We start from the raw sequence: 24,361 nt of genomic DNA on the forward strand, positions 1-24,361 counted from the left end.
GGTTCGCCAAGTCAGGCGAACCACCGGTAACGACGTACAATAAACAGTACGAGGATGCCCACGGCGTGCGTCACCGCTCCCCCCGAGGCGGCACGGACGCTGGCGCGACGGCTGCGTCAACCTCGTCCCCTGTTCCTCGGTCTACCGGTGGGAAGGGTCGGTGGAAGCGGACGACGAGACGATACTGCTGGCGAAGACGACCGACGACCGGTACGCCGACCTCGAAGCGCGCGTCGCCGAGTGGCATCCCCACGACGTCCCCCGTATCGAGCGCATCGGCGTCGCCGGCGGCCACGATCCGTTCGCGGCGTGGGTCGCCGAGAGCGTCGACGCCGGGGAGTGATCAGACCCCGTCGACCGGGGACGCCCCGACCAGTCGCCGGAACCCTCCGACGACGACGCCGTGAACCTCGACCAGGACGACGACGCTCGTGACGATGATGGCGACCTGCCGCGGGGTCGACAGCAGACCGAGCGAGACGATGAGCGTCGTCGCACACGCGGGGGCGTGGTTCGTATCCGTGGCGATCATGCCCCACGAGGTCAGGACGATGGAGCAGACGCCGCTGCCGACGAGGCGGAGTCCCGCCGTCGAGAGGGCCGGCGGCGTCGACGTGAGCGTGACGCCCGCGCCGAACAGGGTGTACGCCAGCAACCCGGCGACGCCGCCGATCAGATGACTCCCGACGACCCGGTAGGTGGCCGTCCGGTCCCCCCGGCGCTCGAAGGCGAGGACGAACGCCGAGGGGCCGAGACTCGGGAAGACGAACGGCCGCCCGCTGGCCCACGCGACGGCGCCGAGGACGGTAAAGAGGACGCCGGCATAGAGGCTCGTCCCGAGGCGACGGCGCCCCGGCGTCACGCGAACGTGGCGAGCGCTTCCAGCGTGCCGTCCATATGCGATCCCTCGGTCACCTCGTCGGCGGCGGCGCGCGCGCGGTCGTCGGCGTTCGCCACCGCGAACGACCGCCCGGCGGCCGCGAAGGTGGAGACGTCGTTCTCGCTGTCGCCCACCGCGACGAAGTCCGCGGGATCGCGGCCGAGCGTCGCGGCGACCGACCGGAGTCCGTCCCCCTTCTCGACGTCCGGCGTCTTGAGGTGGTAGGCGTAGCCCGTATCGACCACTTCGAGGTCGAACTCCTCGGCGACGGCGCCCAACAACGCCGCGTCGGCGTCGCGATGGACCGCCACCTCCGTCTCGCGCCAGCGGTTGACGGTGTCGGCCGCCCCCCACCCCAAGTCGCCGCCCCGGTCGACGAACGCCCGCGCCGCCGCTCGGGGGCGGTCGGCGCCGTCGACGGTCACCGTCACCTCGTCGTCGGCGTAGACCACGCCCCCGTTCTCGGCGATCACCCGCTCGGGGACGTTCGCGAAATGACAGAGCGCGACGGGATACGGGAACGCCTTGCCCGTCGCGACGACGACGGGCGCGTCCCACTCCCGGAGCGTCTCGATGGCCCGCGGATCGATCCCTCCCGTCGGCGCGGTCAGCGTCCCGTCGATGTCCAGTACGAGCGGTGGCACCATACCTCCGCTCCGGCCGGGGGCGTTAAAAGCACCGCGTCACGGAGCGCCCCACCGACGCCGTGAAGTGCGGGGCTCGACCACGGGACGGTATGCGCACGACTGTCCTCGTGATCGGCGGCGGGGCGACCGGCGTCGGCGTCGCGCGGGATCTGGCCCTTCGCGGCGTCGACGTGACTCTCGTCGAGCGCGGCGCCCTCGCCGGCGGGACGACGGGGCGCTCGCACGGCGTCCTCCACAGCGGCGCCCGGTACGCCGAGGCCGACCCCGACGACGCCGCGGCCTGTCTGGCCGAGAACCGCGTCCTCCGCGAGGTGGCGAGCGGCTGTCTCCGCGAGACCGGCGGCTACTTCCTCCAACTCGACGGCGACGACCCCGACTACTTCGAGCGCAAGCGCGCGGCCTGTGCCGACCTCGGCATGGAGACGACGACCCTCGACGGCGACGCGTTCCGGGCGCGGGTTCCCGAGGCGAGCCCGGCCGTCGAGCGCGCCCTCGCCGTCCCCGACGCCGTCGTCTCGCCGTCGCGGCTGGTCGTCGCGAACGCCCTCGACGCCCGCGAGGCGGGGGCGACGATCCACACCCACGCGCCGGTCGAGTCGATGCGCGTCGCCGACGGCCGCGTGCGGGCCGTCGCGGTCGGCGGGACGGTCGGGACGACCGTCGAGGCCGACGCCGTCGTGAACGCGGCCGGTCCGTGGGCCGAGCGGTGTGCCGCCCTCGCGGGTGTTTCGGTGCCCATGCGTCCCACCCGGGGCGCCATGGTCGCCGTCGAGAACCCCGGCGTCGACGCCGTGTTGAACCGGTGTCGACCGCCGGCCGACGGCGACATCGTGGTGCCAACGCCCGAGGCCGCCGTCCTCGGCACCACGAGCGTCGCCGTCGACGACCCGGACGACTTCGAGCGGTCGGACGCGGCGGTCGACCGGATCGTCGACGAGTGCGCGGCGATGTGTCCGGCGGTGGCCGGGATGCCGACCGTCCGTACCTACTGGGGCGTCCGCCCGCTGTACGCCCCCGACGAGTCGGGGCGCGACGGCCGCGCCATCTCCCGGGGGTTCGCCCTGCTGGATCACGAGGCCGAGGGCGCGGCGGGCCTCGTCACCGTCGTCGGCGGGAAGCTCACGACCTACCGGCGGATGGCCGAGGCGACGGCGGACCTGCTCTGTGACCGACTCGCCGTCGACGCCCCCTGTCGGACCGCCGAGCGCCCGCTCCCGGGGAGCGACGACCCGGAGCGCCTCGATACGGCCCTCGATGCGTTCGACGTCGACGCGCCGGCGGGCTGACGGCTCGTCACCGCCGGGGGATCGGCCCGGATCGGCCGCATCCGAACCCTCTTTGATCCGTCGTCGCACAGGGTGGGGTATGAAGATCGGTATCGTCGGGAGCGGGTACGTCGGCACGACCGTCGCGGCCTGTCTCGCCGACTTCGGGCACGAAGTGATCAACGTCGACGTCGACGAATCGGTGGTCAGACGGCTGAACGAGGGGGAGTCGCCCATCTCCGAACCCGGTCTCGACGACCTGCTCGACCGCTACGCCGGCTCGTCGCTGTTCGCGACGACCGACTACGCGGACCTGGCGGACGTCGAGGTCGTCTTCCTCGCGCTCCCGACGCCCACGAACGACGACGGGAGCATCGACACCGCGTACGTCGAGGCGGGCGCCGAGGCGCTCGGCGGGGTGCTGGCCGACGTCGAGGGCCATCCGACCGTCGTCGTCAAGAGCACCGTCGTCCCCGGGACGACCGCCGACGTGGTCGGGCCGATCCTCGAACGCGAGTCCGGGCTGCGGGTCGGGGCCGACTTCGGCCTCGCGATGAACCCCGAGTTCCTGCGCGAGGGGAGCGCCGTCGACGACTTCAAACACCCGGACAAGCTCGTCTTCGGGACGACCGACGACCGCGCGCTCGACACGCTGGAGGCGGTCTACGCGCCGTTGCTCGACGAGGTCCCGGTCGTTCGCACCGGGCTCGACGAGGCCGAGATGATCAAGTACGCCAACAACGCCTTCCTCGCGGCCAAGATCAGCCTCATCAACGAACTCGGCAACATCTGCAAGGAGTACGGCGTCGACGCCTACGAGGTGGCCGACGCCATCGGCCTCGACGACCGCATCGGCGAGCGGTTCCTGCGGAGCGGCGTCGGCTGGGGTGGGAGCTGTCTTACGGGTGATCAGCGTGTTCTGGCGAAGGATGACGATGGAACGACGCTCCTCACGCTGGCCGACTTCTTCGACCAGTACGTGGCCGACGGATCGGTGGACGACGTGTCCGTGCTCAGTTACGCTGACGGCGACGTGGAGTTCAAGCCCGTCGTGGCCGCGACTCGCCGTCGGTACGATGGAACGCTACACACAATTGAGACGAGGATGAACAAGGAGGTAACCGTCACCCACGACCACCCCATGGTCGTCGTCGACGACGATTCGTCGGTCGTTCGACAAGCACACAGGATCGACGAGGGTGATGCGCTCCCCGTCCAGTCGGGTTTGCCGGCCGATCCGGTCGGATCGTTCGACCTCATCGACTTCGTTGCGGAGGCGACCGAATTCGACGACGACTCGGTGTATCTCAAAGTGTCGTTCGAGGCGGAGTCGGTTGCAGAACGGGTCCGGGAGTGTCTCGACGAGTACAACGGACGGTTCGACTACGACAGGGTCCACGAGTTCATCCGGAACGACTACATCCCACTCGACGTGTTCCTCGAATTCGAGGCTCGACTCCCTTTCGACCGGAACGATGTCGCCCTGTATACGACCGTCGGCGGCGGGCAGACGTACGTTCCCGCCGTCATCCCCGCGGACGAGCGGTTCTGGCGGTTCATCGGCTACTACCTCAGTGAGGGACACATCCACACCGACGAGTCGGGTAACGGATCGACCCCTCGGAAACGTGTCTTTCTGAGCTTTCATCCGACCGACGAGCAGGAGTACGTCTCGGATGTGGCGTCTTACCTCGATGCACTCGGTATCCGGTACCGGACGGACACACAGGAGACGGCAACCCACGTCGAGGTTTCGAGTCGCGTGTTCGCCCACTTCCTCGAACGACTCGGCTGTGGGACGGGTTCGTACTCCGCACGGATCCCGGATCCGGCGTATCGGGAGCGTGAGGCGAACCGGCGAGCACTCCTGTCGGGACTGTTTCGTGGTGACGGTTACGTCGAATACACGAACCACTCGAACGCCGTCGTCTACGACTACGGTTCGGTTAGCGAGGAGTTGATCCAGGGAATGCAGTTCCTCCTGCACAGTCTCGGCATCGTTCCGAGCTACAAGACATCACAGTCCAAGAAATCGACGACACCGGCTCATTTCCTCAGGGTGAGCTCGGAACGACAGATAGCCGAGTTGGCTGGGATGTTTCTCCCGTCCGAGCGGAAGCGGATCGAGGAGCGACTCGCGAGTTACGACCGACAGATCGCTCCGACCGGCTACACAGACGGCGGACGGCACACGACCGTGAGTGTGAGCGGAGTCTCGACTCGGGAGGCCGCGGTCGACGTCTACTCGCTGGAAGTCGCGGACAACCACACGTTCGTGACGACCGACGGCCTCGTCGTTCACAACTGCTTCCCGAAGGACGTGGCGGCCATCGTCGCCGCCGCCCGCGACCGGGGGTACGAACCCGAACTCCTCCAGGCGGCCATCGACGTGAACGACCGCCAGCCCGAACGGATGCTCGACCTGCTCGATACCCACGTCGACGTCGCGGGCGAGCGGGTGGCCGTCCTCGGCCTCGCCTTCAAGCCCGGCACCGACGACATCCGCAACTCCCGGGCCGTCCCGATCATCGAGGGACTCAAGGACCGTGGCGCGGAGGTGATCGCCTACGATCCGAACCAGGGGGCGGCCGATGCGATGCGGGAGCGGTTCCCGGACGTGGAGTACCTCGCCTCGGCGTCGCCGACGCTCTCGGGCGCGGCGGCGGCGCTCGTCGTCACCGACTGGCCCGAGTTCGCCGACCTCGACCGGGAGTTCGACCTGATGAGCGGCGACGTCGTGATCGACGGCCGGCGGGTCGTCGAGCGCCGCGACGGGCTCACGTACGAGGGGTTGACCTGGTAGGCGGCTCCCGCTGCCGTTCGGGGGGTCCGTACGGTCCGGCCTCGGGACGGCTCACCGACACGTTGAGGGAGGATCGGGGACGACTGCTTCCCATGGTCCCCTCCGACGAACCCCGCGAGAACCGGATCCGCGCCATCGTTCGCGACGAACTCCGGACTGCGGGGCGGTCCCTCCTCGGCACCGTCTGCTGGACGCTCCTGGCGGCGTTCGCCGCCCTCGTCGGCCTCCAGTCGATCCAACTCGCGGCGTTCGCCGTCTCGACCGTGGCCGCGGTCGGGTTCGCGCTGGTCGGCCTCGTCGTGGTCGCGTCGAGCCTGTACCTCCTCTATCTGCTCTACTGGGCGTAGCGGCGAGGGAGGAAAGGCGGCCCTTATGCGGCCCGCTGTTCGGCTTCGACCCGCGCGATGCCGATGGTGACGGCGACGCCCTCGACCTCCCACTCCTCGGTCAGGTCGTCGGCGTCGGCGTCGAACTCCGCGGTCCGAGTCTCCTCGGCGATGAGGTCGCGCCGCTCGTCGACGAACGCGGCCACGCGGTCGTCGTCGACGTCGATCCGGGTGCGGATGCGCTCGTCGACGTCCAGGTCGAGTCGCTTGCGCATCTCCTGGATCCGGCGCACCACGTCGCGGGCGTACCCCTCCGCCTCGATATCCTCGGTCAGCGAGGTGTCGACGTAGACGGTGCCGCCGGTCCGGTCGCCGTCGTCGGTCACCTCGAAGTCGGCGCCGGCGACGTTCTCCGGGGGTTCGGCGCGGAACGAGACCATCTCCCCCGTCAGGTCGTAGCGCTCGCCGTCGAGCGTGACGGCGTAGGGGGTCTGGCCGTCGGCGTCGGCTTCCAGTTCCTCGCGGCGGCGCCCCTCGACGGCGGCCATCACCTCCTGTGCGTCGCCGCCGAATGCGGGGCCGATCACGCCCATCTCCGGTTCGGCGCGCTCGATCAGTTCGTCGAACGAGTCGGTCACCTCGATGGATCGGGCGTTCACCCGCTCGCCGAGCAGGGTCGACAGCGAGTCGACGGCCTCGCGGACCGACCCGTCGTCGCTCTCGACGAGCACCCGCGGGACGGGCCAGCGGAGCTTGCGCCCGCCCTGCTGTCGGGCGTTGGCCGCCGCCTCCTCGACCGCCCGGAGGACCGCCACGTTCCGCTCCAGCTCCGGATCGTGGTGAGTCCCGTCGACCGTCGGGTAGGAAAGCTGGTGGACCGTCGTCGCGCGCCCGTCGAGCGTCCGGTACATCTCCTCGGCGATGTAGGGCGTGATGGGCGCGAGCAGGCGGATCGTCTCGTCGAGGACGGTCGCGAGCGTCGCGTAGGCGCCGCGTTTCGACGCCGAGTCCGCCTCCTCCCACATCCGCTCGCGGATCGCCTTGACGTAGAAGCGGGAGACGTCCTCGGTGACGAAGTCGAGGACGGCGTTGCAGGCGTCGTGGACGGCGTACTCGTCCCACGCCGCCTCCACCTCGGCTTTCACCGACTGGAGGCGCGAGAGCACCCACTCGTCGACGACGGTCAGTTCCCCGTCCGAGAGGTCCGCCTCGGCGGGGTCGTAGTCGTCGAGCGCCATGTACTGGAGCGGGAACCGGAAGACGTTCCAGAAGATGTTGAGCGTCGACTGGGTCTCCGCGAGTCCCTCCCACTCGAAGGAGAGGTCGGCCCCGTGCTGGTCGTGGCTCATGAGGTAAGCCCGGAGCGGGTCGCGCCCGTAGCGGTCGATGGCCTCCTGGGGCGTGACGATGTTGCCGAGGGACTTCGACATCTTCCGACCCTCGCTGTCGTTGGCGAAGCCGTGCATGACGACTTCGTCGTAGGGAATCTCTCCGAGGGCGGCGGTCCCCATCCCCAGCTGCGACCAGAACCAGCCACGCGTCTGGTCGTGGGCCTCGACGATGAGGTCGGCGGGCCAGAGCTCCTCGAAGTCGTCCTCGTTACCCGGGTAGCCGAGGGTGCCCCACGTCGCCACCGAGGAGTCGATCCACACGTCGAACACGTCGGGGACGCGCTCGTAGGTGACGCCGTCCTCGGTGATCGTGACGGGGTCGACGCTCGGCCGGTGGAGGTCGATCGTCTCGGGGTCGAGGTCCCCATCGGCGCGTTCGGCGAGTTCCTCCCGCGTCCCGATCACGAGGATGTCCTCGGCGTCCGGATCGGGGTCGTCCTCGGGCACCCAGATGGGGAGGGGGATGCCCCAGTAGCGCTGTCGGGAGACGTTCCAGTCCGGGGCGTCCGCGACGAAGTTACGGAACCGGTTGTCCCGGGCCCACTCGGGGTGCCACTCGCTGTCCTCGATGTTCTCCAGTAGTTCGTCTTTGATATCGGTGACCGTGATGAACCACTGGTCGGTGGCGAGATAGACGATGTCGGTGTCACACCGCCAGCACTGCCCGTAGCGGTGGGTGGTGGTGCCCGACGCCAGCAGGTACCCGTTCGCGTCCAGGTCGGCGATGATGTCGTCGTTGGCGTCGCGGACGAACCGTCCGGCGTACTTCCCGGCTTCCTCGGTGAAGGTGCCGTCGCCGGCGACGGGCGAAAACACGGGCACCCCGAGTTCCCGTCCGCGTTCGAAGTCGACCTCGCCGTGTCCGGGCGCGGAGTGGACCAGCCCCGTGCGGTCGGCCTCGACGTAGTCGGCGGCGTACACCTGTCCCGTTCCCTCGACGTCGGGGTTGTCGGGCACTTCCTCGGCGAGTGGGTGGTCGTACGTCCAGCCGACGAGTTCCTCGCCGGGTAGCTCCTCGATCACCTCGTAGTCGTCGTAGCGCCCCTCGCGGAGGACGTCCTCGACGCAGGGAGCGGCGACGTAGAGGCGGTCGGTCTCGCCGTCCCGCGTCGCGTCGACCGCCCGGTATGTCATCTCGGCGTCGACGGCGACGAACTCGTTTGCCGGGATGGTCCACGGCGTCGTCGTCCAGACGACGAGCGATCCCTCGCGGTCGCTGAGGGGGAACCGGACGTAGATGGAGGGGGATTCGATCTCGTGGTACTCGACCTCGTTGTCGGCGATGGCGGTCTCACACCGGGGACACTGGTTGATCGCCCGCTTGCCGCGCTCGACGAGGCCGTTCTCGTGGACGCGCTTGAACGCCCACCACGTCGCCTCCATGTACTCGGGCGAGACGGTCCGGTAGGGATCGTCCCAGTCCATCCACGCGCCGATGGACTGGAAGTCCTCGTCCATCTTCTCGCGGTTGCGCTCGGCGAAGGACTTGCACTCCTCGATGAACGCCTCCATCCCGTACTCCTCGATGTCCTTCTTGGAGTCGAAGCCGAGTTCCTCCTCGACTTTCACCTCGATGGGGAGGCCGTGCATGTCGTAGCCGGGCCGGTCGGTCACGTCGTGGCCTGCCATCCGCTTGTACCGGATGATGGCGTCTTTCAGCGTCTTGTTCCACGCCGTGCCGAGGTGCATCTGTCCGCTCGTGTACGGCGGGCCGTCGACGAAGAAGAAAGGCGGGTCGTCCGCGTGGGCCTCCTTCGCCGCCTCGTAGGCGTCGTGTTCGTCCCAGTAGGCGTTGACCGAGGCCTCCACGTCCTCGGGGGCGTACTGGTCGCTGACGTCGTCCATACCCGTCCCAGTTTCCGCGCGTATATCAAAACGGTGGTCGGGCGTCACGTCCGTCGGATCCCGGTCGCGCCGACGAAACACAGGATTCAGGTGCAGACCGCTCGCACGGCCCGCGTGGACAGTCGAATCCGTCCCCGTCCGGCGTTCGCGCTCGTCTTCCTCCTCCTGGTGCTCGTCTCGGTCGGCTCGTCGCTCGCGTACGACCCCGTCGACGACGGCTCGCTCGGACCCGGAACCGTCGAGCGCGAACCGGCGAACGCGACGGTGATCAGCACGCAAGGGGTCCACTTCGCCGGGCAGTTCGACCGCTCGCGGCCGCCACGGCTCCTCTCGGTCGACCCCGACGGCGGCCTCCGGTGGCAGTACGAGGGCGACCACGGCGACGGCGTCGGCGGCTGGTTCTTCGACGTCGACCCGCTCCCCAACGGCAACCTGCTGGTGGTGAGCCCGCGGAACGGCGAGACGCTCGTCTACGAACTCGACCGCGAGACCCGTGAGCGCGTCTGGACCGAACGGCTCCCCTTCACCGACACGCACGACGTCGACCGACTCGACGACGGCCGGCTGGTCGTCGCCCACATGCGCACGGACGTCGAGAACGGCACCAGCGGCGACCGGGTCGTCGTCTGGAACCGGTCGCGAAGCGAGGTGACCCGGGAGTGGCGCTTCGCCGACCACTTCCCCGCCGACACCGACGGCGGCGTCGACGACGACTGGACCCACGTCAACGATGTCGATCCGGTCGGCGAGGACCGCCTGCTGGTCTCACCGCGCAACTTCGATCAGGTGTTGCTCATCAACCGCACCACCGGCGACGTCGAGATGCGTCTGGGACGCGACGGGAACACGGACGTCCTACACGCCCAGCACAACCCCGACTACTTGCGCGGGCCGGACGGCCCGACGATACTCGTCGCCGACAGCGAGAACGACCGCGTGGTCGAGTACGCCCGGGAGGACGGCACCTGGAACCGCACGTGGACGCTGACGGGCAACCTCACGTGGCCACGGGACGCCGACCGCCTCCCGAACGGCAACACGCTCGTCGTCGACAGCCTCGGCCATCGAGTGATCGAGGTGACGCCGACCGGGGAGGTGGTCTGGGAGTTCTACGCCACCTGGGCGCCCTACGACGCCGAGCGCCTCGGCACCGGCGACGGGTCGAACGGGCCGACCGTCCAGGAACTGAACGCGACGGGGCGCTACGCCGTCCACGACGGCGCCGGCGAGTCGCCGGGCGCCGGGCGGACCACCCCGCAGGCGTGGCTCGACCGGGTCACCGACGACACGCCCGCCGCGGGGGTCGGCACGGCGATCGCGACCTGGTGGGCCCACCGCGCCCCGTGGTTCCGCCCGGTCTGGATCTCGCCGTGGGGCTTTCTCACCACGGTCCTCGCCGCCTGTGTCGGGGCGACGTGGCTGACGGCGGAGGTCCACTGGCGGTGGGGCGATGCGGTCGCCGCGTGGCTCTCCGGCGACGGCTGAGCCGTCTCTCGGGTAGCTTCGAAAGAAAGAGCGGGGACCCCTCGACCGCTGGATCTACGAGACGTCGGGGGCGCTCTCGTCCGTTCGTCCCGGCAGTTCCAGTTCGATTTCGAGTTCCGGCTCCCCGACGCCGTCGAAGTCGACGTCGAGGCACACGGGTTCGCCGAAGGCAAAGGGCAGTTCCCACTCGTCGGTCTCGATTTTCAGTTCGTCGCCGTCCCTGAGCTGTTCGCCGAGGTCGATCAGGAACCGTCCCGCCTCGTCGGCGTCGAGGCGGTACTCCTGTTCGAACTCGCGACCGGTTCTGATCGTCGTCTTCTCGGTATCCGATTCGGACATGGGTTCACCGACGGACGTCGACGGTCACGTCGCTCGCGATCCATCCGTCCGTGTTCCCCGATTCGAGGAAGACGGCCGTGCCCGGGCCGCTCTCACAGACGGCTATCTCGGGGGCGGCGGCCGCCGGACCCGACGATGGCTCGGCGTGTGACTGGGTGCGTGCGTCCATCGAGAGCCTTTAGGCAAACCTAAAACAAAAAGGTCGCGGTTCCAGTTGCGGTCACCGCGCGACGACCGTCCGTCGCGCACGCGCCGAGGCTTTATCGCCGCGGGCGACGAACTGGGGCCATGTCGCTCGACGTCGCCGTACCCGACCCGCCCGAACTCGAGGAGACCGATCCGAACGAGTACGATGACGCGGACGTGGTCGGGGATACGGATTACAAGCGCGAGGAGATCGAGGCCCTGCTCCGGGAGGGAGCGTGGGCCGAGGCCTTCGGCGCGTGGGCCGAGACGACCGACCTCGACGAACGGGAGTTCGGGATCGTCACGGACCTGGGGCTGCTCCGCCGGTTCGACTTCTTCTGGGACTCCTTCGCGGAACGGGTCGGCTACCACGCCCCCGGCATTCCCGAGGACTGGAAGGAACGCGAGTACCACCCCGATCTGGACTCGTGGGGGACGGTCTCGGGCATCAACGCCGCGATGACCGAACTCGGACAGACCGTGTGTGACGTGTTACTCGACGAGTACATCGAGTGGGAGACGGAGTACGAGGCGCCGGACGACCTCCCCGATTTCGACTAGTCGCGACACGGAACCGAGAGCGTGACGACGGTTCCCCCCGACTCCGCGTCGCGCACGGAGAACTCCCCGCCGGCCTTGGTGATGATCCAGTGGATCTGCCAGAGGCCGAGCCGTTCGGCGTGGTTCAGGGGGCTCTCGCCGCCTTCGAGCACCTCGACTTCACGTTCCGGGATGCCCGGCCCGTCGTCCTCGATTTCGATATCGATCCACCCCTCGTCCCGGGAGTCGACCCGGACCTCGACGGCGGGCGCGTCCTCGGCGTTGTGCCGGACGGCGTTCTCCATCGCCTCCTCCAGGGCCGCTGTCAACCCCCCGACTGCGACGTCGCAGGTGGTGTCGGGGAGCGTCACGTCGAACGTCGCCGTCGGATAGCGGTCCCGCAGGACGCTCACCAGTTGCTCGATCCGCTCGCGTAGGGAGACCGGTTCGTCCGCGGGTTTGGCGGTCGAGATGATCCGGTCGATCCGGCGCACCGACTCCCCGAGCGCCATGAGGTCGTTCGCCGCTCGCTCGATCACCCCGAGCGAGTCGAGCGAGCCGTCGCGGTCCAGCTCCTCGCGGAGCAACGCGACGTGACCCTCGATCAGGTTCATCTTGTTTTTCAGGTTGTGGCTGAGGACGCGGTTCAGCACCTCGAGGCGTCGCTCCCGGATCTTGCGGTCGGTGATCTCGGTCTGGAACCCGACGAAGTTCACGACGCGCCCGTCCTCGTCGCGGACGGGAGCGACGTCGAGTTTCTGCCAGAACCGCTGGTCGTTCTTGCGGTAGTTCACGATGTCGACCGACACCGGCTGCTCGGCGTCGATCCGCTCCCGGAGCAGGCGACGCGTCTCCGGGTCGGTGTCCTCGCCCTGCAGGAACCGACAGTTCCGCCCGAGTACCTCCTCGGCGTCGTAGCCGGTCAGCTCCTGGAACCGATCGTTGACGTAGACCATCGGGTTGTCGTCCCGCGACGGGTCGGTGATGGTGATCCCGACCGGTGCCCTGTCCATCGCGCGCTCCTTCAGACGGAGTTCGGCGACCGTCTCCTCCAGCTTCCGGGACCGGGATTCGAGTTCGACGGCGGTCCGTCGTCGCTGGATCAGGTTGTCGATCCGGGAGAGGAGTTCCGCCCGTTCGACCGGGAGTTCGATCACGTCGTCGACGTAGTCCCAGACGGCCGTCCCCACCGAATCGGCGGTCTCGGCCGGGACCAGCAACACGAACGGTAGGAAGGCACTCCCCGTCTCGCGGCCGGTCTCGACGAGGTCGGCGATCCGGGAAAACTCGGTTCGGTCGAGCCCCTGTCGGTCGAACACACAGCAGTCGAAGGGCGTCTCCAGCGCCGTCGGGTCGGTCGTCGTCTCGACCCGGTAGCGACGACCGAGCGTCTCGACCAGGAGGTCACGGTTGCGACCCGGAGCCATGAGCAACAACACCCGTGGCTCGTCGACGCTCGGACGGGTGTCGTCGCCCCCTTCGATCGCTCCATCCGCCTGTTCCCGTGACATGTATCCCGATAGGGCCGTGGCGTCCCCCCTCCGGGCCACTTGCCCGTAAGGGTTGGCTTCTGACCGTTCGTTGTCACGACGGCTGTCGCTTATCCCCCGTCCGCCCGAATCGGGGCATCCATGGCGTCGGTCAGCCGGCGGTCGACGGGGTCCTGCACGGCGGGTTCGTCGCCACCCAGGGGAACAGCAGCTACCCCGCCGACAACATTACCCCGAAGTTCAGGGCGAACTCCGGAAGGCCATCGGTGTCCTGAAACAGCGCACGAGCGACTTCGAGCGGACGCTCCGGGAGTTCGACATCACCGGCGACGGCATCCGCGTCGGCGACCCCCTCACCCGGATGCGCGGCATCCCGGGCGGGACGCCGGAACTCCTCGACGAGTGGTCACGCCATCCGCTCGACGAGCCGTTCGAACTGCGTCTGCCGGTCGTCGAGGGCGGCGTCGCGCAGCCGTCGTTCGGCCTCAGTCGGGCAGTCGAGGTCGGGCACCGACGTGGGATCCCCGTCGTCGTCGACCGCGACGAACGTGAAAAACGAGGAGGTGGTGTCGCGCTCGGTGTCCTGCTGGGGGTTCTCCGCGCGCACCTCGACGTTCACCTCGATGCTCGTGGTTCCCGTCCCGTAGACGTACGCCTCGACGACGACCACCTCGCCGAGGTCGATGGGGCTCTTGAAGTCGACGTGTTCCATCGACGCGGTGACGACCTTCTCGTTGGCGAATCGCATCGCCGCGATGGCGCCACAGACGTCCATCCAGTGCAGCACGGCACCCCCGAGCGCCCGCCCGTGCGTGTTCGTGTCGTTGGGGAGGACGATCTCCGTCATCTCGGTGTGGGACTCCGCCAGCGTCGCGGTCATGGCGTGTGGGTGCGTCGGGGCCGTGAAAAGTCCCCTCGATTCGTCGGTGCGACCGCGCCGCGGGGCCCGGATCAGGGCTCCTCGTCGAAGTCGTCGATGCGCTCGGGTTCGAACTCGTCCTCCGGGCGGCCGGCCCGGTCGAGGACGGCGTCGCTGACGGTGATCGGACAGTCGACGCGGACCGCGAGCGCGATGGCGTCGCTGGGGCGGGCGTCGAAGACGAACTTCCGCGCCTCGCCCTCGTCGTACCGCTCGACGTCAACCTTGGCGTAGAAGGTACCGTCCGCGAGGTCGTCGATCCGGATGCCGTCCACGGCGCCACCGAACTCCGTGAGCATCTCGACGAGCAGGTCGTGGGTGAGCGGGCGCTCGAACGGTTCCCCCGACAGTCCGAGTTGGATCGCGCGCGCCTGGTCGGCCGTGATGACGATGGGGAGATACTCCGATCTGGCGGCGAGGAGGACGGCGGGGACGTTCGACCCGTCGTCGCTCGTGCCCACCCCGATGCCGGTCACCTCGGCGGTGTGCTCCATGCCCCGACGTTCGTGCGCGGAGTATGAATAGCTACGGGCCCACGATCCGGGGCACGATCACCGGCGTGCGTCCACGACGGTCGCCCCGGATCGGGAGCGCAACCGTGAGGTACGTGGGTGGCAAACCCGGAGACGAGATGGGGCTGCTGGATCTGGACCGCCGCGTGTTCGCGCTCGGCCTGGCGCGGATGGCCGACGCCGTCGGCAACTCCTTTCTGATCGTCGTCCTCCCGCTGTATCTGGCGAGCGGCCAGGTGCCTATCGAGTCGCTCGTCGGGGCCCGGGTGTCGCTGCTCGGCGCGTCGCTGACGATCACGGAGTACCTGCTCGTCGGCATCGTCCTCTCGCTTTTCGGCTTCCTGAACAGCCTCGCCCAGCCGTTCACCGGCCGCCTCTCCGACCGGACGGGCCGGCGGCGCGCCTTCATCCTCTTTGGCCTCCTGTTGCTCGGCGCCGCGAGCGGCGCCTACGCCCTCGTCTCGTCGTACTGGCTCGTGGTCCTCCTGCGGGTTCTCCAGGGGGTCGGCGCCGCCTTCACCATCCCCTGTACCGTGGCGCTGGTGAACGAACTCGCGACCGGCCACGACCGCGGGAGCAACTTCGGCGTGTTCAACACCTTCCGGCTGATCGGCTTCGGGTTCGGTCCGATCGTCGCCGGTCTCGTCGTCGAGGCCCGGGGCTTCGACGCGGCCTTCGCCGTCGCCGTCGCCGGCGCCGCGGTCAGCTTCCTGACCGTCTGGGCGTTCGTCTCCGATCCGGAACGCCCGGAGACGGCCGCGAGCGACGACCTCTCCGTGGCCGTCCGCGGCGACGACCGCCTCCTCGATCCGGTGTTCACCCTCGGTCTCGGCACCGTCGCCATGGGGATCTGTATCGCCATGTTCGCCACCCTCGAAGGCCGGATCAACGAGCGACTCGGGCAGGGGACGCTCTGGTTCGGCCTCCAGTTCGGCGCCGTCACCCTCGCCAACGTCGCCTTCCAGATCCCGATCGGTCGGGCCGCCGACCGCTACGGGCGCCGCCCGTTCCTCCTCGCGGGCTTCTGTCTGCTCGTCCCCACCACCGTCGCCCAGGGTTACGTCCTCTCCCCGGCGCCGATGACGGTCACCCGCTTCCTGCTCGGCGTCGCCGTGGCCCTCGTCTTCGCCCCGTCGCTCGCCGTCGCCGGCGACCTGGCCCGCGAGGGCGAATCGGGGACCACCCTCTCCGTGCTGACGATGGCCTTCGGCCTCGGCGTCGCCATCGGCCCCCTCGCCTCGGGCTATCTGGAGCGGTTCGGGTTCGCCGTTCCCTTCCTCGCGGCCGGGATGCTCGCGACGCTCGCGCTCGTGCTCGTGAGCACGCAGGTCGGCGAGACGGGTGACCCCCAGCGGACCGTCGACTGGCCGTGGTCGCCCGGGGACTGACGACGCCTCTCACTCGAACTCGGGGTCGCGCTTCTCGACGAAGGCGTCCATCCCCTCGCGCTGGTCGGCGGTGCCGAACAGGCCGCTCCAGGCCCGGCGTTCGACGGTGAAGCCGCCCTCGCCGGCGGTCTCGTGGTAGGCGTCGAGCGCCTCCTTGGCCGCATAGAGGGCATGGCGGGGCTTGGACGCGAGCTCCGCCGCCATCTCGTCGACGTGGTCGTAGAGGCCGTCGTGGGCGACCACCTCGCCGACGAGTCCCCGTTCGTAGGCGTCCTGCGCGTCGAGGCGTTCGCCGAAGAAGATCAGCCGGCGCGCCGTCTCGTCGGACACGAGCCGCTGGAGGAGCTGCGTGCCGCCCCACCCGGGGATGATCCCGAGGTCGATCTCGGTCTGCCCGACGACCGCTCGCTCGCTCGCCACCCGCAAGTCACAGGCGAGGGCGAACTCGCAGCCACCGCCGAAGGCGTAGCCGTTGATCGCGGCGATGGTCACGCCGGGGAACGACCGCAGGTCGCGGACGACCGACTGGCCGCGCTCGGCGTAGGCGAGCGCCTCCGGCGTCGAGAACTCCTTCATGTAGTCGATGTCGGCCCCGGCGATGAACGCGTCGTCGCCGGCGCCCGTGAGGACGAGCACCCGCGCCGACTCGGCTTCGGCCTCCGCGATGGCCGCCGTGATCTCGTCCAGCGTCTCGGTGTTCATCGCGTTCAGCGCGTCGGGGCGGTCGACCGTGAGACGGGCGATTCCGTCGTCGACATCGAGCGTGACGGTGTTCCAGGACACGCCCGTCCGGACGACGGCCAGGGGGTTAACCGTTCGGGAGAGCGGTCCCCCGGGCCGGCCGCTGGGGAGCGACGACCGGTCAGGCCGTCCGTTCGACCGCCGGCGCCGACCCGTCGTAGCCCGCGGCCGCCACCGCATCGACGAGCGCCGCCGTCTCCGCGTCACCCTCGACGGTCGCCGTATCCGTCTCGTGGTCGGCCCTCGCGGCCGTGACGCCGTCGACGTCCGCCAGCGCCTCCTCGACCGTCCGTTCGCAGTGCTCGCAGGACAGTCCCTCCACGCCGATCGTTCGTGACATGTCGGTCGGGCCTACGGGCGCTCGGTCGCTTCGACCTGTCGTTTCGTCGCCGGACCGCCCGAGAACCCACCGCCCGTGTCGGCCCGACTCCCCTCCCGAACGACTTTCGGATCGAAAGTTACCGGCCCCTCGATCCCGTGGATCGAAGCAGCAAGCCCCCTAAGTGTGGAGGGCGTAGGATACGTCACGATGGATCCACGCACCACCCGGCTCGACATCACGGGGATGTCGTGTGCCAACTGCTCGGCCACGGTCGGGGACGCCCTGACGACCCTCGACGGCGTATCCGACGCGACGGTCAACTACGCCACCGACGAGGGGACCGTCGAGTACGACCCCGAGGCGGTGTCGCTCCGCGAGATCGTCGCGGCCGTCGAGGACGCGGGCTACGGCGTGGTCACGGAGACCGCGACCTTCGGGATCGCCGACCTGTCGTGTGCGAACTGTGCGGAGACGACCGAGGCGGCGCTCGACGGCGTCCCCGGCGTCGTCGAGGCGACGGTCAACTACGCCACCGACGAGGCCCAGGTCACCTACGTCTCCGGGGCTACGTCCCCCGACGAACTCCACGAGGCCGTCGCGGACGCGGGATACACGCCGGTCCGCGAGGGGGAGGACGACACGGGGACCGTCGACGCACCCGACGCCCGCGACACCGCGCGCCGGGCGGAGATCCGCCGACAGCGCCGGCTGACGGTCTTCGGGGCGGCGCTCGCGGCGCCGCTCCTCCTCCTCCTCGTCGAGGAACTCCTGCTCGGGGGTAGTTACCTCCCCGACCGACTCCTCGGCGTCCCGTTCCACTGGGTGGGGTTCCTGCTCGCCACGCCCGTGCAGGTCCTCCTCGGGCGGCCGTTCTACCGGAACGCCTACACGGCGCTCGTGAGGAACCGCCGCGCCAACATGGACGTCCTCATCGCCCTCGGGTCGACGACGGCGTACGTCTACTCCGTCGCCGTCCTGCTGGATCTGGTCGCGGGACGGGTCTACTTCGACACCGCGGCGCTCATCCTCGTGTTCATCACGCTCGGCAACTACCTGGAGGCCCGGTCGAAGGGGCAGGCCGGCGAGGCGCTCCGGAAACTGCTGGAGATGGAGGCCGAGACGGCGACGCTCGTCGACGCCGACGGCGCCGAACGCGAGGTTCCCGTCGAGGATGTCGCGGTCGGCGACCGGATGAAGGTCCGGCCGGGCGAGCGGATCCCCACCGACGGCGTCGTGGTCGACGGGACCAGCGCGGTCGACGAGTCGATGGTGACCGGCGAGTCCGTCCCCGTCGAGAAAGGCGCGGGCGACGAGGTCGTCGGCGCCACGATCAACGAGAACGGCGTGCTCGTCGTCGAGGCGACGCGGGTCGGCGCCGACACGGCGCTCCAGGAGATCGTCCGCACGGTCAAGGAGGCCCAGTCGCGCCAGCCCGACATCCAGAACCTCGCCGACCGCATCTCCGCGTACTTCGTCCCCGCGGTGATCGCGAACGCCCTCCTGTGGGGTGTCCTCTGGTTTCTCTTCCCCGAGACACTCGCCGCCGTCGTCGAGTGGGTGCCGCTGTGGGGCCTCGTCGCCGGCGGCCCCGCGGTCGCCGGCGGCACCGTCTCGACCTTCGAGTTCGCGGTCGTCGTCTTCGCCTCGGCGGTTCTCATCGCCTGCCCCTGTGCGCTGGGGCTGGCGACGCCCGCGGCGACGATGGTGGGGACGACCATCGGCGCGAGCAACGGCGTCCTGTTCAAGGGCGGCGACGTCCTCGAACGCGCCCGCGACGTGGACACGGTCGTCTTCGACAAGACCGGCACGCTGACCGAAGGGGAGATGCAGTTGACCGACGTGGTCGCCTTCGCGGACGGGCGGCCGACGACCGACGACGGGGCAGCCGCCGACGGGGGCCGGGTGGCCGTCCGCGAGCGCCCGACCGAGAACGAGGTCCTCCGCCTCGCCGCGACGGCCGAACGCGGGAGCGAACACCCCTTGGCCCGCGCTATCGTCGACGGCGCCCGGGCGCGCGGCATCGACGTGGGCGACCCCGAGGACTTCGAGAACGTCCCCGGACGGGGCGTCCGGGCGACGGTCGACGGGGCGACGGTCCTCGTCGGCAACCGGAGACTCCTGCGCGACGCCGGGATCGATCCCGCGCCCGCCGCCGAGACGATGGAACGGCTGGAATCCGAGGGGAAGACGGCGATGCTGGTCGGCCGGGTTCCCGCCGCAGGCGTCGGTGAACTCCTCGGGGTCGTCGCCGACGCCGACACGGTGAAACCGAGCGCGAGCGAGGCCGTGAGCGCGCTCCGGGCCCGCGACCTCGACGTGATGATGCTCACCGGCGACAACGAGCGCACCGCGCGCGCGGTGGCCGACCGGGTGGGAATCGATCCCGGGAACGTCCGAGCGGAGGTGCTCCCCGAGGACAAGTCGGACGCGGTGGCGGCGATCCAGGACGAGGGCCGGGCGGCGATGATGGTCGGCGACGGCGTGAACGACGCCCCCGCCCTCGCCGTCGCGTCCGTCGGCTGTGCCATCGGCTCGGGGACCGACGTGGCCATCGAGGCCGCGGACGTGACGCTGATGCGCGACGACCCCCGCGACGTGGTGAAGGCCATCCGGATCTCGGACGCGACCCTCCGGAAGATCCGGCAGAACCTCGTGTGGGCGCTCGGCTACAACACCGCGATGATCCCGCTCGCCTCGCTCGGCTTGCTCCAGCCGGTCCTCGCCGCGGGGGCGATGGCCCTCTCCAGCGTCTCGGTGCTGGCCAACAGCCTCCTCTTCCGGCGGTACACGCCGGACGACGACTACCGGGTCCTCGGGCGGTTCCGCTGAGCGGGCGCCGCCCGGCGTCGCGGCCCGCGGTCGAACGGAACACGGATATGGGAGACCGACGAATCGCCCCTCGATGACGCTGTCCCCGGAGGAACGTGACCGACTGGCGGATATCGTCCGCCTCCAGCCGACGAAGAACAAGGAGCTACAGGAGCGCTGGGGGTTCGACAGCGGCAGCGAGGTGCACGGATATCTGGAGGCACATCTGAGCGATTACTACTACCGAAACGACGACAGCTACATCTGTGCGACCCCGGAGGCGGCCGAACTCACGGACGCCGAACCGGGGATGGAGGGCGACGAGGACGGGCCACAGGTCATCCGCGTGCCGGAACTCGAAGCCCAGGTGTTCGAGGTGGTGGCCGGCCCGGCGGAGCGCTCCGAGAGCGTCGTGAGCGTCCTCCAGAAGGTGCGGGCGACGTTCGACGCCGACCCCGAGGTCGACGCCGTCCGCGAGGCGCTCCAGAGCCTCCGTCGCAAGGGGGTCGTCGAGGTGGTGTACCGCACCGTCCCGACGTTCAAACTGGCCGTCGACCGGGAGCGCGTCGACGTCGAAGTCGTCGACTCCTGATCAGGCCTCGGGGTCGACCGCCCGGACCCGACGACGGCGCCGCGCCAGCAACCGCCGGATCCCCTTCCCGGGCCCGCCCTCGATGGGCCACCCGCGGGTGCGCCAGGACGGCGGTTCGGGCTGGAACTCGGGACAGGAGCCCGAACACTCCCCGGCCGTCTGGTGGCACTCCGCGGCCGCACACCAGGGGACCAACGCCCCCGATTCCGACCGCAGTTCGAACCAGCGACAGTCCGGACGCATCGTCTCGACGTAGGACCGCCAGCCGTCGCCGTAAGCGCGCTCGGCGAGTTCGAGCCGCTTTCCCGCCTTCGTCTCCGCCGACAGCGACGTGTCGGCGCTCGGGTCGAGGGCGGCCGGATGCCACGCCACCCGCGCGTCCGGGTCGTCGCCGTCGAAATCCAGCACCAGCACGCCAGCCTCGACGGGGAGGTCCTCGAGCAGCGCGGGTTCGACGGCCTCGCCGGTGGCGGCCGTCGCGACCCACACCTCGTCGGCGAGGGCCGTCGTCACGTCGTGGTCCATCTGGTCGCCGAGGCGTCGCGCCGCGCTCGCCGAGAGGTCGGGTTTGTTCTCGATAGCGACGATCCGGCGGATCCAGTCGGGGTAGGGGGCGATCCGTCGGATCTCGATCCGGTTGCCCGCCCGTCGGGTCTCGACGACGTCCCGGTCGGCCGCCCGGTGGACGGCCGCGCGGACGTACCGCCACGGGTAGCCCGGTTCGGGGAGGGCGTCGCGATACCACGCCCACTCGGCCGGCGCGTGTCGGACGACGTGCAGCAGGTCGGAGTCGAGGGCCCGCTCCCCGAAGGCCGCGCGGGCCGCCAGCCCCGCCGGATCGGCCTCGACGACCACGGTGTCCCAGCGGCGGTTCCGGGTGCCGAGTTGGCGGGCGACGACCGGGACGGCGTCCGTCTCGCGGTCCGGTTCCGGCGGCCACGCGCGCTCGGCCCACCGGCAGGTGACGAGTTCGAAGCCGAACTCCGCGTCGCCGGGAACGCCGTCGCTCACGGCCCCAGGTGGGTGGTCGGGCTGTGGCGTGCCGGCGTCATGCGGTCACCCGACGTACGTCCGGTCGCCGTCCTCGGCTTCGGCCTCGGCCACGAGTTCGTCGAGGTATTCGTGGGCCTCCTCCAGTATCTCGCGGGGACCATCCTGTGTGATGGTGTTGATAGCCTGCTCGTAGTCCCGCCACTGCAGGTCGCGGTGCTCGTTCGAGAGTTCGGCGCTGGCCTCGAACGAGCGGGCGATGAACAGGTGGACCGTCTTGTGGATGGTGTTGCCGCCGGCCTCGAACACGTAGTCGTACTCCTTTCGAAAGCCGTCGATGAGCCGGAAATCCTCGATTCCGGCCTCCTCGGTAACCTCTCTGATCGCAGTCTGCTGGAGTTCCTCGTCCCCCTCGACCCCGCCTTTGGGGAACTCCCAGTCCCCCGGTCGGCTCTTCAGGAGGAGGTACTCCCGGTGGCCACGGGTGTCGCGGAAGAGGATGGCTCCAGCACTGGTCGCTTCGACCGTCATTACCCGCAGTAGACGGCCGTGGGTTAATAGAATGTCGGACGAGCGAGGACCCTCCCGCCGGGAGTAGGACGACCCGACCGATTCCGTGCCCCGAACCCGGCGAGTCGCCCGATCCGAGGTGTTCCGGACGTCGCTCGTCCCTCGACGCGACTGCCGGGGACGGACGGATGTGCTTTTGGTCCCCCGCGCACACGGATGGAGTAACGATGGCCTTCGTCACCAAACTCAGTTTCCAGAGCGGGGACCGCGAGGTGCTGGAGTCGCTCGTGACCGACCTGAAGCGGATGGTCGAGCGCAAGGGCGCCGAATGCAAGGGACCTCACTCCTCGCCGCCGGAACGGCTCACCGTCCCCCAGTACCGGACCCTCCAACCGGGCGAGCAGTTCGATTCCTGGGAGTACACCAGCTACTCCCGACGACTGGAGATCCACGGCAGCGACGACGTCGCTGGTCGGGTCGGACATATGGACTTCCCCGACAGCGTCCACGTCGAAATCGAGGTCGACCGCAAGAAACCGCTCGGCTACCGGAACGAGTAGCGGCTACGCGTCCCCCTCGACGACGTCGAGGAGTTCACCCGTTCCCCGGCTCTCGGCGTCGTCGAACTCGGTGATGCGGAGCCGTACCAGCCGGTCGCCGAGTCCGCGCTCCGCGTCCGGGAGCGCGATGATCGTATCGCCGATCCGAACCCGTGCCGTCCCGTTCGCGTAGCCGGTGACGTAGGCGGTGAGTTCGTCGCCCGCCGCGTACGCCGGGCGGTTCGTCCGGAACGTCCAGCCCTCGAAGAACTTGCCGACGTTCATACGCGGGCCACCTCCTCGCTCCGTCGGTCGGGGACGTACTCGAGTCCGTAGCCGGTCCAGGCCGCGACGAGGAAGACGGCGACGAGGAACCAGCCGTGGAAGACGTACGGCCAGACCGCCGCGGGGTTGGCGAGCATCGCCTCGGTGAACCAGTCGAACTGCTGGGGCAGCTGGATCATCGCGGCGTAGCCGGCGAGCACACCGCCGCCCCACGGGAAGATGTACCCGAGCGCCGAAGTGTTGGCGTCGAGGATGTTCGCCCGGCGGTACCCGTTGATGTTGAACCGCTGACCGAGCGTGCGGATGAACGGCGCGATGGCGATCTCCGCGGCCGTGTTGATCGTGATGGTGGCGTTGACGATGGCGGTGCCGATGACCATCGTCGTCTCGGCGCGCCGGACCGTCGTCGCGACGTGCTCCAACAGCCACTCCTCGATGGCGGCGAAGCCGCCGCCGGCCCGCATCACCTGCGCGGCGCCGACGATGAGGAGGACGAGGACGATGAGTGGGAAGAAGCCGAGCGCGCCGGTGTAGAGGCTGCCGCCGACCGTCGCCGACGCGTCGGGTGCGATCTCGATCACGCTCCCGACGACCGGCAGGGTGTCGAGCGTCGCCGCGATCCCCGACTCGCTCGTCGACCGGAAGACGAGCATCGCCGAGGCGGGCGCGAGGCCGAGCGCCAGGTTGAGGACGACCGAGACGATTAGCCCCCACGAGACCGCCTCGATGATGTGTCGACCCAGGACGGCGGTGCCGATGACGACCAGGATCGAGAGTAGGTGAACGAGGCCGAGCGGGCCGGCACCCGCTCCGGCGGTCGCGGCCACGTCGAGCGGTTCGCCCGCCATCGCCCGTCCGGCGACGACGTAACTCGCCAGGGCGAGCACCGCCGCGACGATGGCGTACTTGAACCGCGAGGCGACGACGCCGCCGATGTCGGCGTTCTGGGTCACCGCGCTCACGATGGTAGTGTCGGAGACGGGCGCGAGGTTGTCGCCGAAGACCGCACCCGAGAGGATGGCGCCGAACAGGAGGACGGGATCGGCGCCGAGCAGCACGCCGGCCGGAAAGACGAGGCTGGTAAAGGCCACCGCCGTGCCGTATCCGGTGCCGATACCCGTCGCCAGGAGGGCGGCGAAGACGAAGGTGAGCGCCGGGAACAACGCCGCGCCCACGTCGGCTGCGCTCGACGCCCACACGAGGCCGTCGACGAAGCCGCCGGCCTGGATGGTGTCGGCGAACATGCCGGCCCAGAGCCAGGCGACGACGGCCGTCGCGGCCACGCGCTGGGTCATCCCCTCGAAGATGACGTCGGCGTAACTCTTCCAGTTACCCTTCACGAACAGCATGCCGACGATGAGGCCGACGAGCATGCCGACGACGAGACCGGAGGTGTCGCCGATGCCAAGTAGGCCGCTCTGGACGATAGCCCAGACGATGAACATCGCGAGCGGGAGGGCGCTCATCGCCCGGCCACCGTAGAATTCGACGCGTGACTCCTCGGGTGGACCGTCGGGGAGGTCGGTTTCGCTCATCCCGTTCGAGGGTCGTCGACCCC

At 69.5% G+C, this 24,361-nt stretch carries 24 protein-coding genes and 2 pseudogenes; 12 read left to right on the plus strand and 14 right to left on the minus strand.

Features of this window, described 5'->3' with window-relative positions:
* Window positions 1-160: 160 nt before the first annotated feature.
* Entirely contained in the window at window positions 161-343 is a 183-nt protein-coding gene (gene cutA / locus EI982_RS18860) for a divalent cation tolerance protein CutA (protein ID WP_233255260.1), read from the plus strand.
* On the opposite strand, the gene EI982_RS17705 is transcribed toward cutA, so the two are convergent.
* Together EI982_RS17705 and EI982_RS17710 are read right to left on the minus strand one after the other, a co-directional pair.
* On the minus strand, window positions 344-862 hold the full coding sequence (locus EI982_RS17705; RefSeq protein WP_157690947.1) for an HPP family protein: 519 nt from the start codon (window positions 860-862) through the stop codon (window positions 344-346).
* Complete coding sequence (locus tag EI982_RS17710) at window positions 859-1,527, minus strand: phosphoglycolate phosphatase (protein ID WP_157690948.1); 669 nt, start codon at window positions 1,525-1,527, stop codon at window positions 859-861. Before EI982_RS17710 ends, EI982_RS17705 begins: the two co-directional genes overlap by 4 nt.
* Window positions 1,528-1,616: 89 nt before the next feature.
* Here EI982_RS17710 and EI982_RS17715 point away from each other — a divergent pair, with 89 nt between their 5' ends.
* The 4 genes and pseudogenes from EI982_RS17715 to EI982_RS17725 all read left to right on the plus strand — a co-directional run bounded on the left by EI982_RS17715 (window position 1,617) and on the right by EI982_RS17725 (window position 5,942).
* Window positions 1,617-2,813: an FAD-dependent oxidoreductase gene (locus EI982_RS17715; RefSeq protein ID WP_157690949.1), complete on the plus strand. Its 1,197-nt coding sequence runs from the start codon at window positions 1,617-1,619 to the stop codon at window positions 2,811-2,813.
* A gap of 79 nt (window positions 2,814-2,892) precedes the next feature.
* Window positions 2,893-3,714, plus strand: a pseudogene (locus EI982_RS18865) (nucleotide sugar dehydrogenase); the annotation flags it as partial.
* A 33-nt stretch (window positions 3,715-3,747) separates the two neighbouring features.
* Complete coding sequence (locus EI982_RS17720; RefSeq protein ID WP_233255332.1) at window positions 3,748-5,595, plus strand: UDP binding domain-containing protein; 1,848 nt, start codon at window positions 3,748-3,750, stop codon at window positions 5,593-5,595.
* Between the two features lie 92 nt (window positions 5,596-5,687).
* Complete coding sequence (locus EI982_RS17725) at window positions 5,688-5,942, plus strand: hypothetical protein (RefSeq protein ID WP_157690951.1); 255 nt, start codon at window positions 5,688-5,690, stop codon at window positions 5,940-5,942.
* A 23-nt stretch (window positions 5,943-5,965) separates the two neighbouring features.
* Here the strand turns inward: EI982_RS17725 and ileS are convergent, their stop codons facing one another.
* On the minus strand, window positions 5,966-9,157 hold the full coding sequence (ileS, locus tag EI982_RS17730) for an isoleucine--tRNA ligase (protein ID WP_157690952.1): 3,192 nt from the start codon (window positions 9,155-9,157) through the stop codon (window positions 5,966-5,968).
* A 114-nt stretch (window positions 9,158-9,271) separates the two neighbouring features.
* On the opposite strand from ileS, the gene EI982_RS17735 reads away from it, so the two are divergent.
* Window positions 9,272-10,642 carry an aryl-sulfate sulfotransferase gene (locus EI982_RS17735; protein ID WP_199243684.1) on the plus strand — a complete coding sequence of 457 codons (1,371 nt, stop codon included), beginning with the start codon at window positions 9,272-9,274 and terminating at the stop codon, window positions 10,640-10,642.
* Between the two features lie 54 nt (window positions 10,643-10,696).
* On the opposite strand, the gene EI982_RS17740 is transcribed toward EI982_RS17735, so the two are convergent.
* Window positions 10,697-10,981: an amphi-Trp domain-containing protein gene (locus EI982_RS17740; protein WP_157690954.1), complete on the minus strand. Its 285-nt coding sequence runs from the start codon at window positions 10,979-10,981 to the stop codon at window positions 10,697-10,699.
* Window positions 10,982-10,985: 4 nt separating this feature from the next.
* Window positions 10,986-11,150 (minus strand): hypothetical protein, encoded by a 165-nt coding sequence (locus tag EI982_RS18565; protein ID WP_199243685.1) that lies wholly within the window; start codon window positions 11,148-11,150, stop codon window positions 10,986-10,988.
* 119 nt (window positions 11,151-11,269) lie between these two features.
* On the opposite strand from EI982_RS18565, the gene EI982_RS17745 reads away from it, so the two are divergent.
* Window positions 11,270-11,728: a DUF7992 family protein gene (locus tag EI982_RS17745; RefSeq protein ID WP_157690955.1), complete on the plus strand. Its 459-nt coding sequence runs from the start codon at window positions 11,270-11,272 to the stop codon at window positions 11,726-11,728.
* Here EI982_RS17745 and EI982_RS17750 read toward each other — a convergent pair.
* The gene (locus EI982_RS17750; RefSeq protein ID WP_157690956.1) at window positions 11,725-13,218 is read right to left on the minus strand and encodes a PAS domain-containing protein; all 1,494 of its coding nucleotides are present in this window, start codon (window positions 13,216-13,218) and stop codon (window positions 11,725-11,727) included. The genes EI982_RS17745 and EI982_RS17750 overlap by 4 nt on opposite strands.
* A gap of 158 nt (window positions 13,219-13,376) precedes the next feature.
* Here EI982_RS17750 and EI982_RS19260 point away from each other — a divergent pair.
* Window positions 13,377-13,624: pseudogene (locus EI982_RS19260) on the plus strand (ATPase domain-containing protein); the annotation flags it as partial.
* Here EI982_RS19260 and EI982_RS17755 read toward each other — a convergent pair.
* Together EI982_RS17755 and EI982_RS17760 are read right to left on the minus strand one after the other, a co-directional pair.
* The gene (locus tag EI982_RS17755) at window positions 13,604-14,077 is read right to left on the minus strand and encodes an acyl-CoA thioesterase (protein WP_157690957.1); all 474 of its coding nucleotides are present in this window, start codon (window positions 14,075-14,077) and stop codon (window positions 13,604-13,606) included. The pseudogene EI982_RS19260 and the gene EI982_RS17755 overlap by 21 nt on opposite strands.
* Window positions 14,078-14,148: 71 nt before the next feature.
* Entirely contained in the window at window positions 14,149-14,610 is a 462-nt protein-coding gene (locus tag EI982_RS17760; RefSeq protein WP_157690958.1) for a bifunctional nuclease family protein, read from the minus strand.
* Window positions 14,611-14,747: 137 nt separating this feature from the next.
* On the opposite strand from EI982_RS17760, the gene EI982_RS17765 reads away from it, so the two are divergent.
* A complete protein-coding gene (locus EI982_RS17765) occupies window positions 14,748-16,016 on the plus strand; it encodes an MFS transporter (RefSeq protein ID WP_157691276.1) in 1,269 nt (422 codons plus the stop codon).
* A 9-nt stretch (window positions 16,017-16,025) separates the two neighbouring features.
* Here EI982_RS17765 and EI982_RS17770 read toward each other — a convergent pair whose 3' ends face one another.
* Window positions 16,026-16,799, minus strand: coding sequence for an enoyl-CoA hydratase/isomerase family protein (locus EI982_RS17770; RefSeq protein ID WP_157690959.1), 774 nt, complete (start codon window positions 16,797-16,799; stop codon window positions 16,026-16,028).
* A gap of 79 nt (window positions 16,800-16,878) precedes the next feature.
* Window positions 16,879-17,097 (minus strand): heavy-metal-associated domain-containing protein, encoded by a 219-nt coding sequence (locus tag EI982_RS17775; protein WP_157690960.1) that lies wholly within the window; start codon window positions 17,095-17,097, stop codon window positions 16,879-16,881.
* A 189-nt stretch (window positions 17,098-17,286) separates the two neighbouring features.
* Here EI982_RS17775 and EI982_RS17785 point away from each other — a divergent pair, with 189 nt between their 5' ends.
* Window positions 17,287-19,908, plus strand: coding sequence for a heavy metal translocating P-type ATPase (locus EI982_RS17785; protein WP_157690962.1), 2,622 nt, complete (start codon window positions 17,287-17,289; stop codon window positions 19,906-19,908).
* Window positions 19,909-19,981: 73 nt separating this feature from the next.
* Window positions 19,982-20,479 carry a DUF5797 family protein gene (locus tag EI982_RS17790; RefSeq protein ID WP_157690963.1) on the plus strand — a complete coding sequence of 166 codons (498 nt, stop codon included), beginning with the start codon at window positions 19,982-19,984 and terminating at the stop codon, window positions 20,477-20,479.
* On the opposite strand, the gene EI982_RS17795 is transcribed toward EI982_RS17790, so the two are convergent.
* On the minus strand, window positions 20,480-21,490 hold the full coding sequence (locus EI982_RS17795; protein WP_157690964.1) for a DUF5787 family protein: 1,011 nt from the start codon (window positions 21,488-21,490) through the stop codon (window positions 20,480-20,482).
* A gap of 45 nt (window positions 21,491-21,535) precedes the next feature.
* Window positions 21,536-22,000 (minus strand): bis(5'-nucleosyl)-tetraphosphatase, encoded by a 465-nt coding sequence (locus EI982_RS17800; RefSeq protein ID WP_157690965.1) that lies wholly within the window; start codon window positions 21,998-22,000, stop codon window positions 21,536-21,538.
* Window positions 22,001-22,206: 206 nt separating this feature from the next.
* On the opposite strand from EI982_RS17800, the gene EI982_RS17805 reads away from it, so the two are divergent.
* Entirely contained in the window at window positions 22,207-22,539 is a 333-nt protein-coding gene (locus EI982_RS17805; protein ID WP_157690966.1) for an uS10/mL48 family ribosomal protein, read from the plus strand.
* 3 nt (window positions 22,540-22,542) lie between these two features.
* Here EI982_RS17805 and EI982_RS17810 read toward each other — a convergent pair whose 3' ends face one another.
* Window positions 22,543-22,803 carry a DUF7513 family protein gene (locus EI982_RS17810; protein WP_157690967.1) on the minus strand — a complete coding sequence of 87 codons (261 nt, stop codon included), beginning with the start codon at window positions 22,801-22,803 and terminating at the stop codon, window positions 22,543-22,545.
* Window positions 22,800-24,338, minus strand: a complete 1,539-nt coding sequence (locus EI982_RS17815; protein ID WP_157690968.1) for a Na+/H+ antiporter NhaC family protein — start codon at window positions 24,336-24,338, stop codon at window positions 22,800-22,802. Before EI982_RS17815 ends, EI982_RS17810 begins: the two co-directional genes overlap by 4 nt.
* Window positions 24,339-24,361: the final 23 nt, after the last annotated feature.

Origin of the sequence: Haloplanus salinarum (assembly GCF_009762275.1) — an archaeon.
Lineage (GTDB): Archaea > Halobacteriota > Halobacteria > Halobacteriales > Haloferacaceae > Haloplanus > Haloplanus salinarum.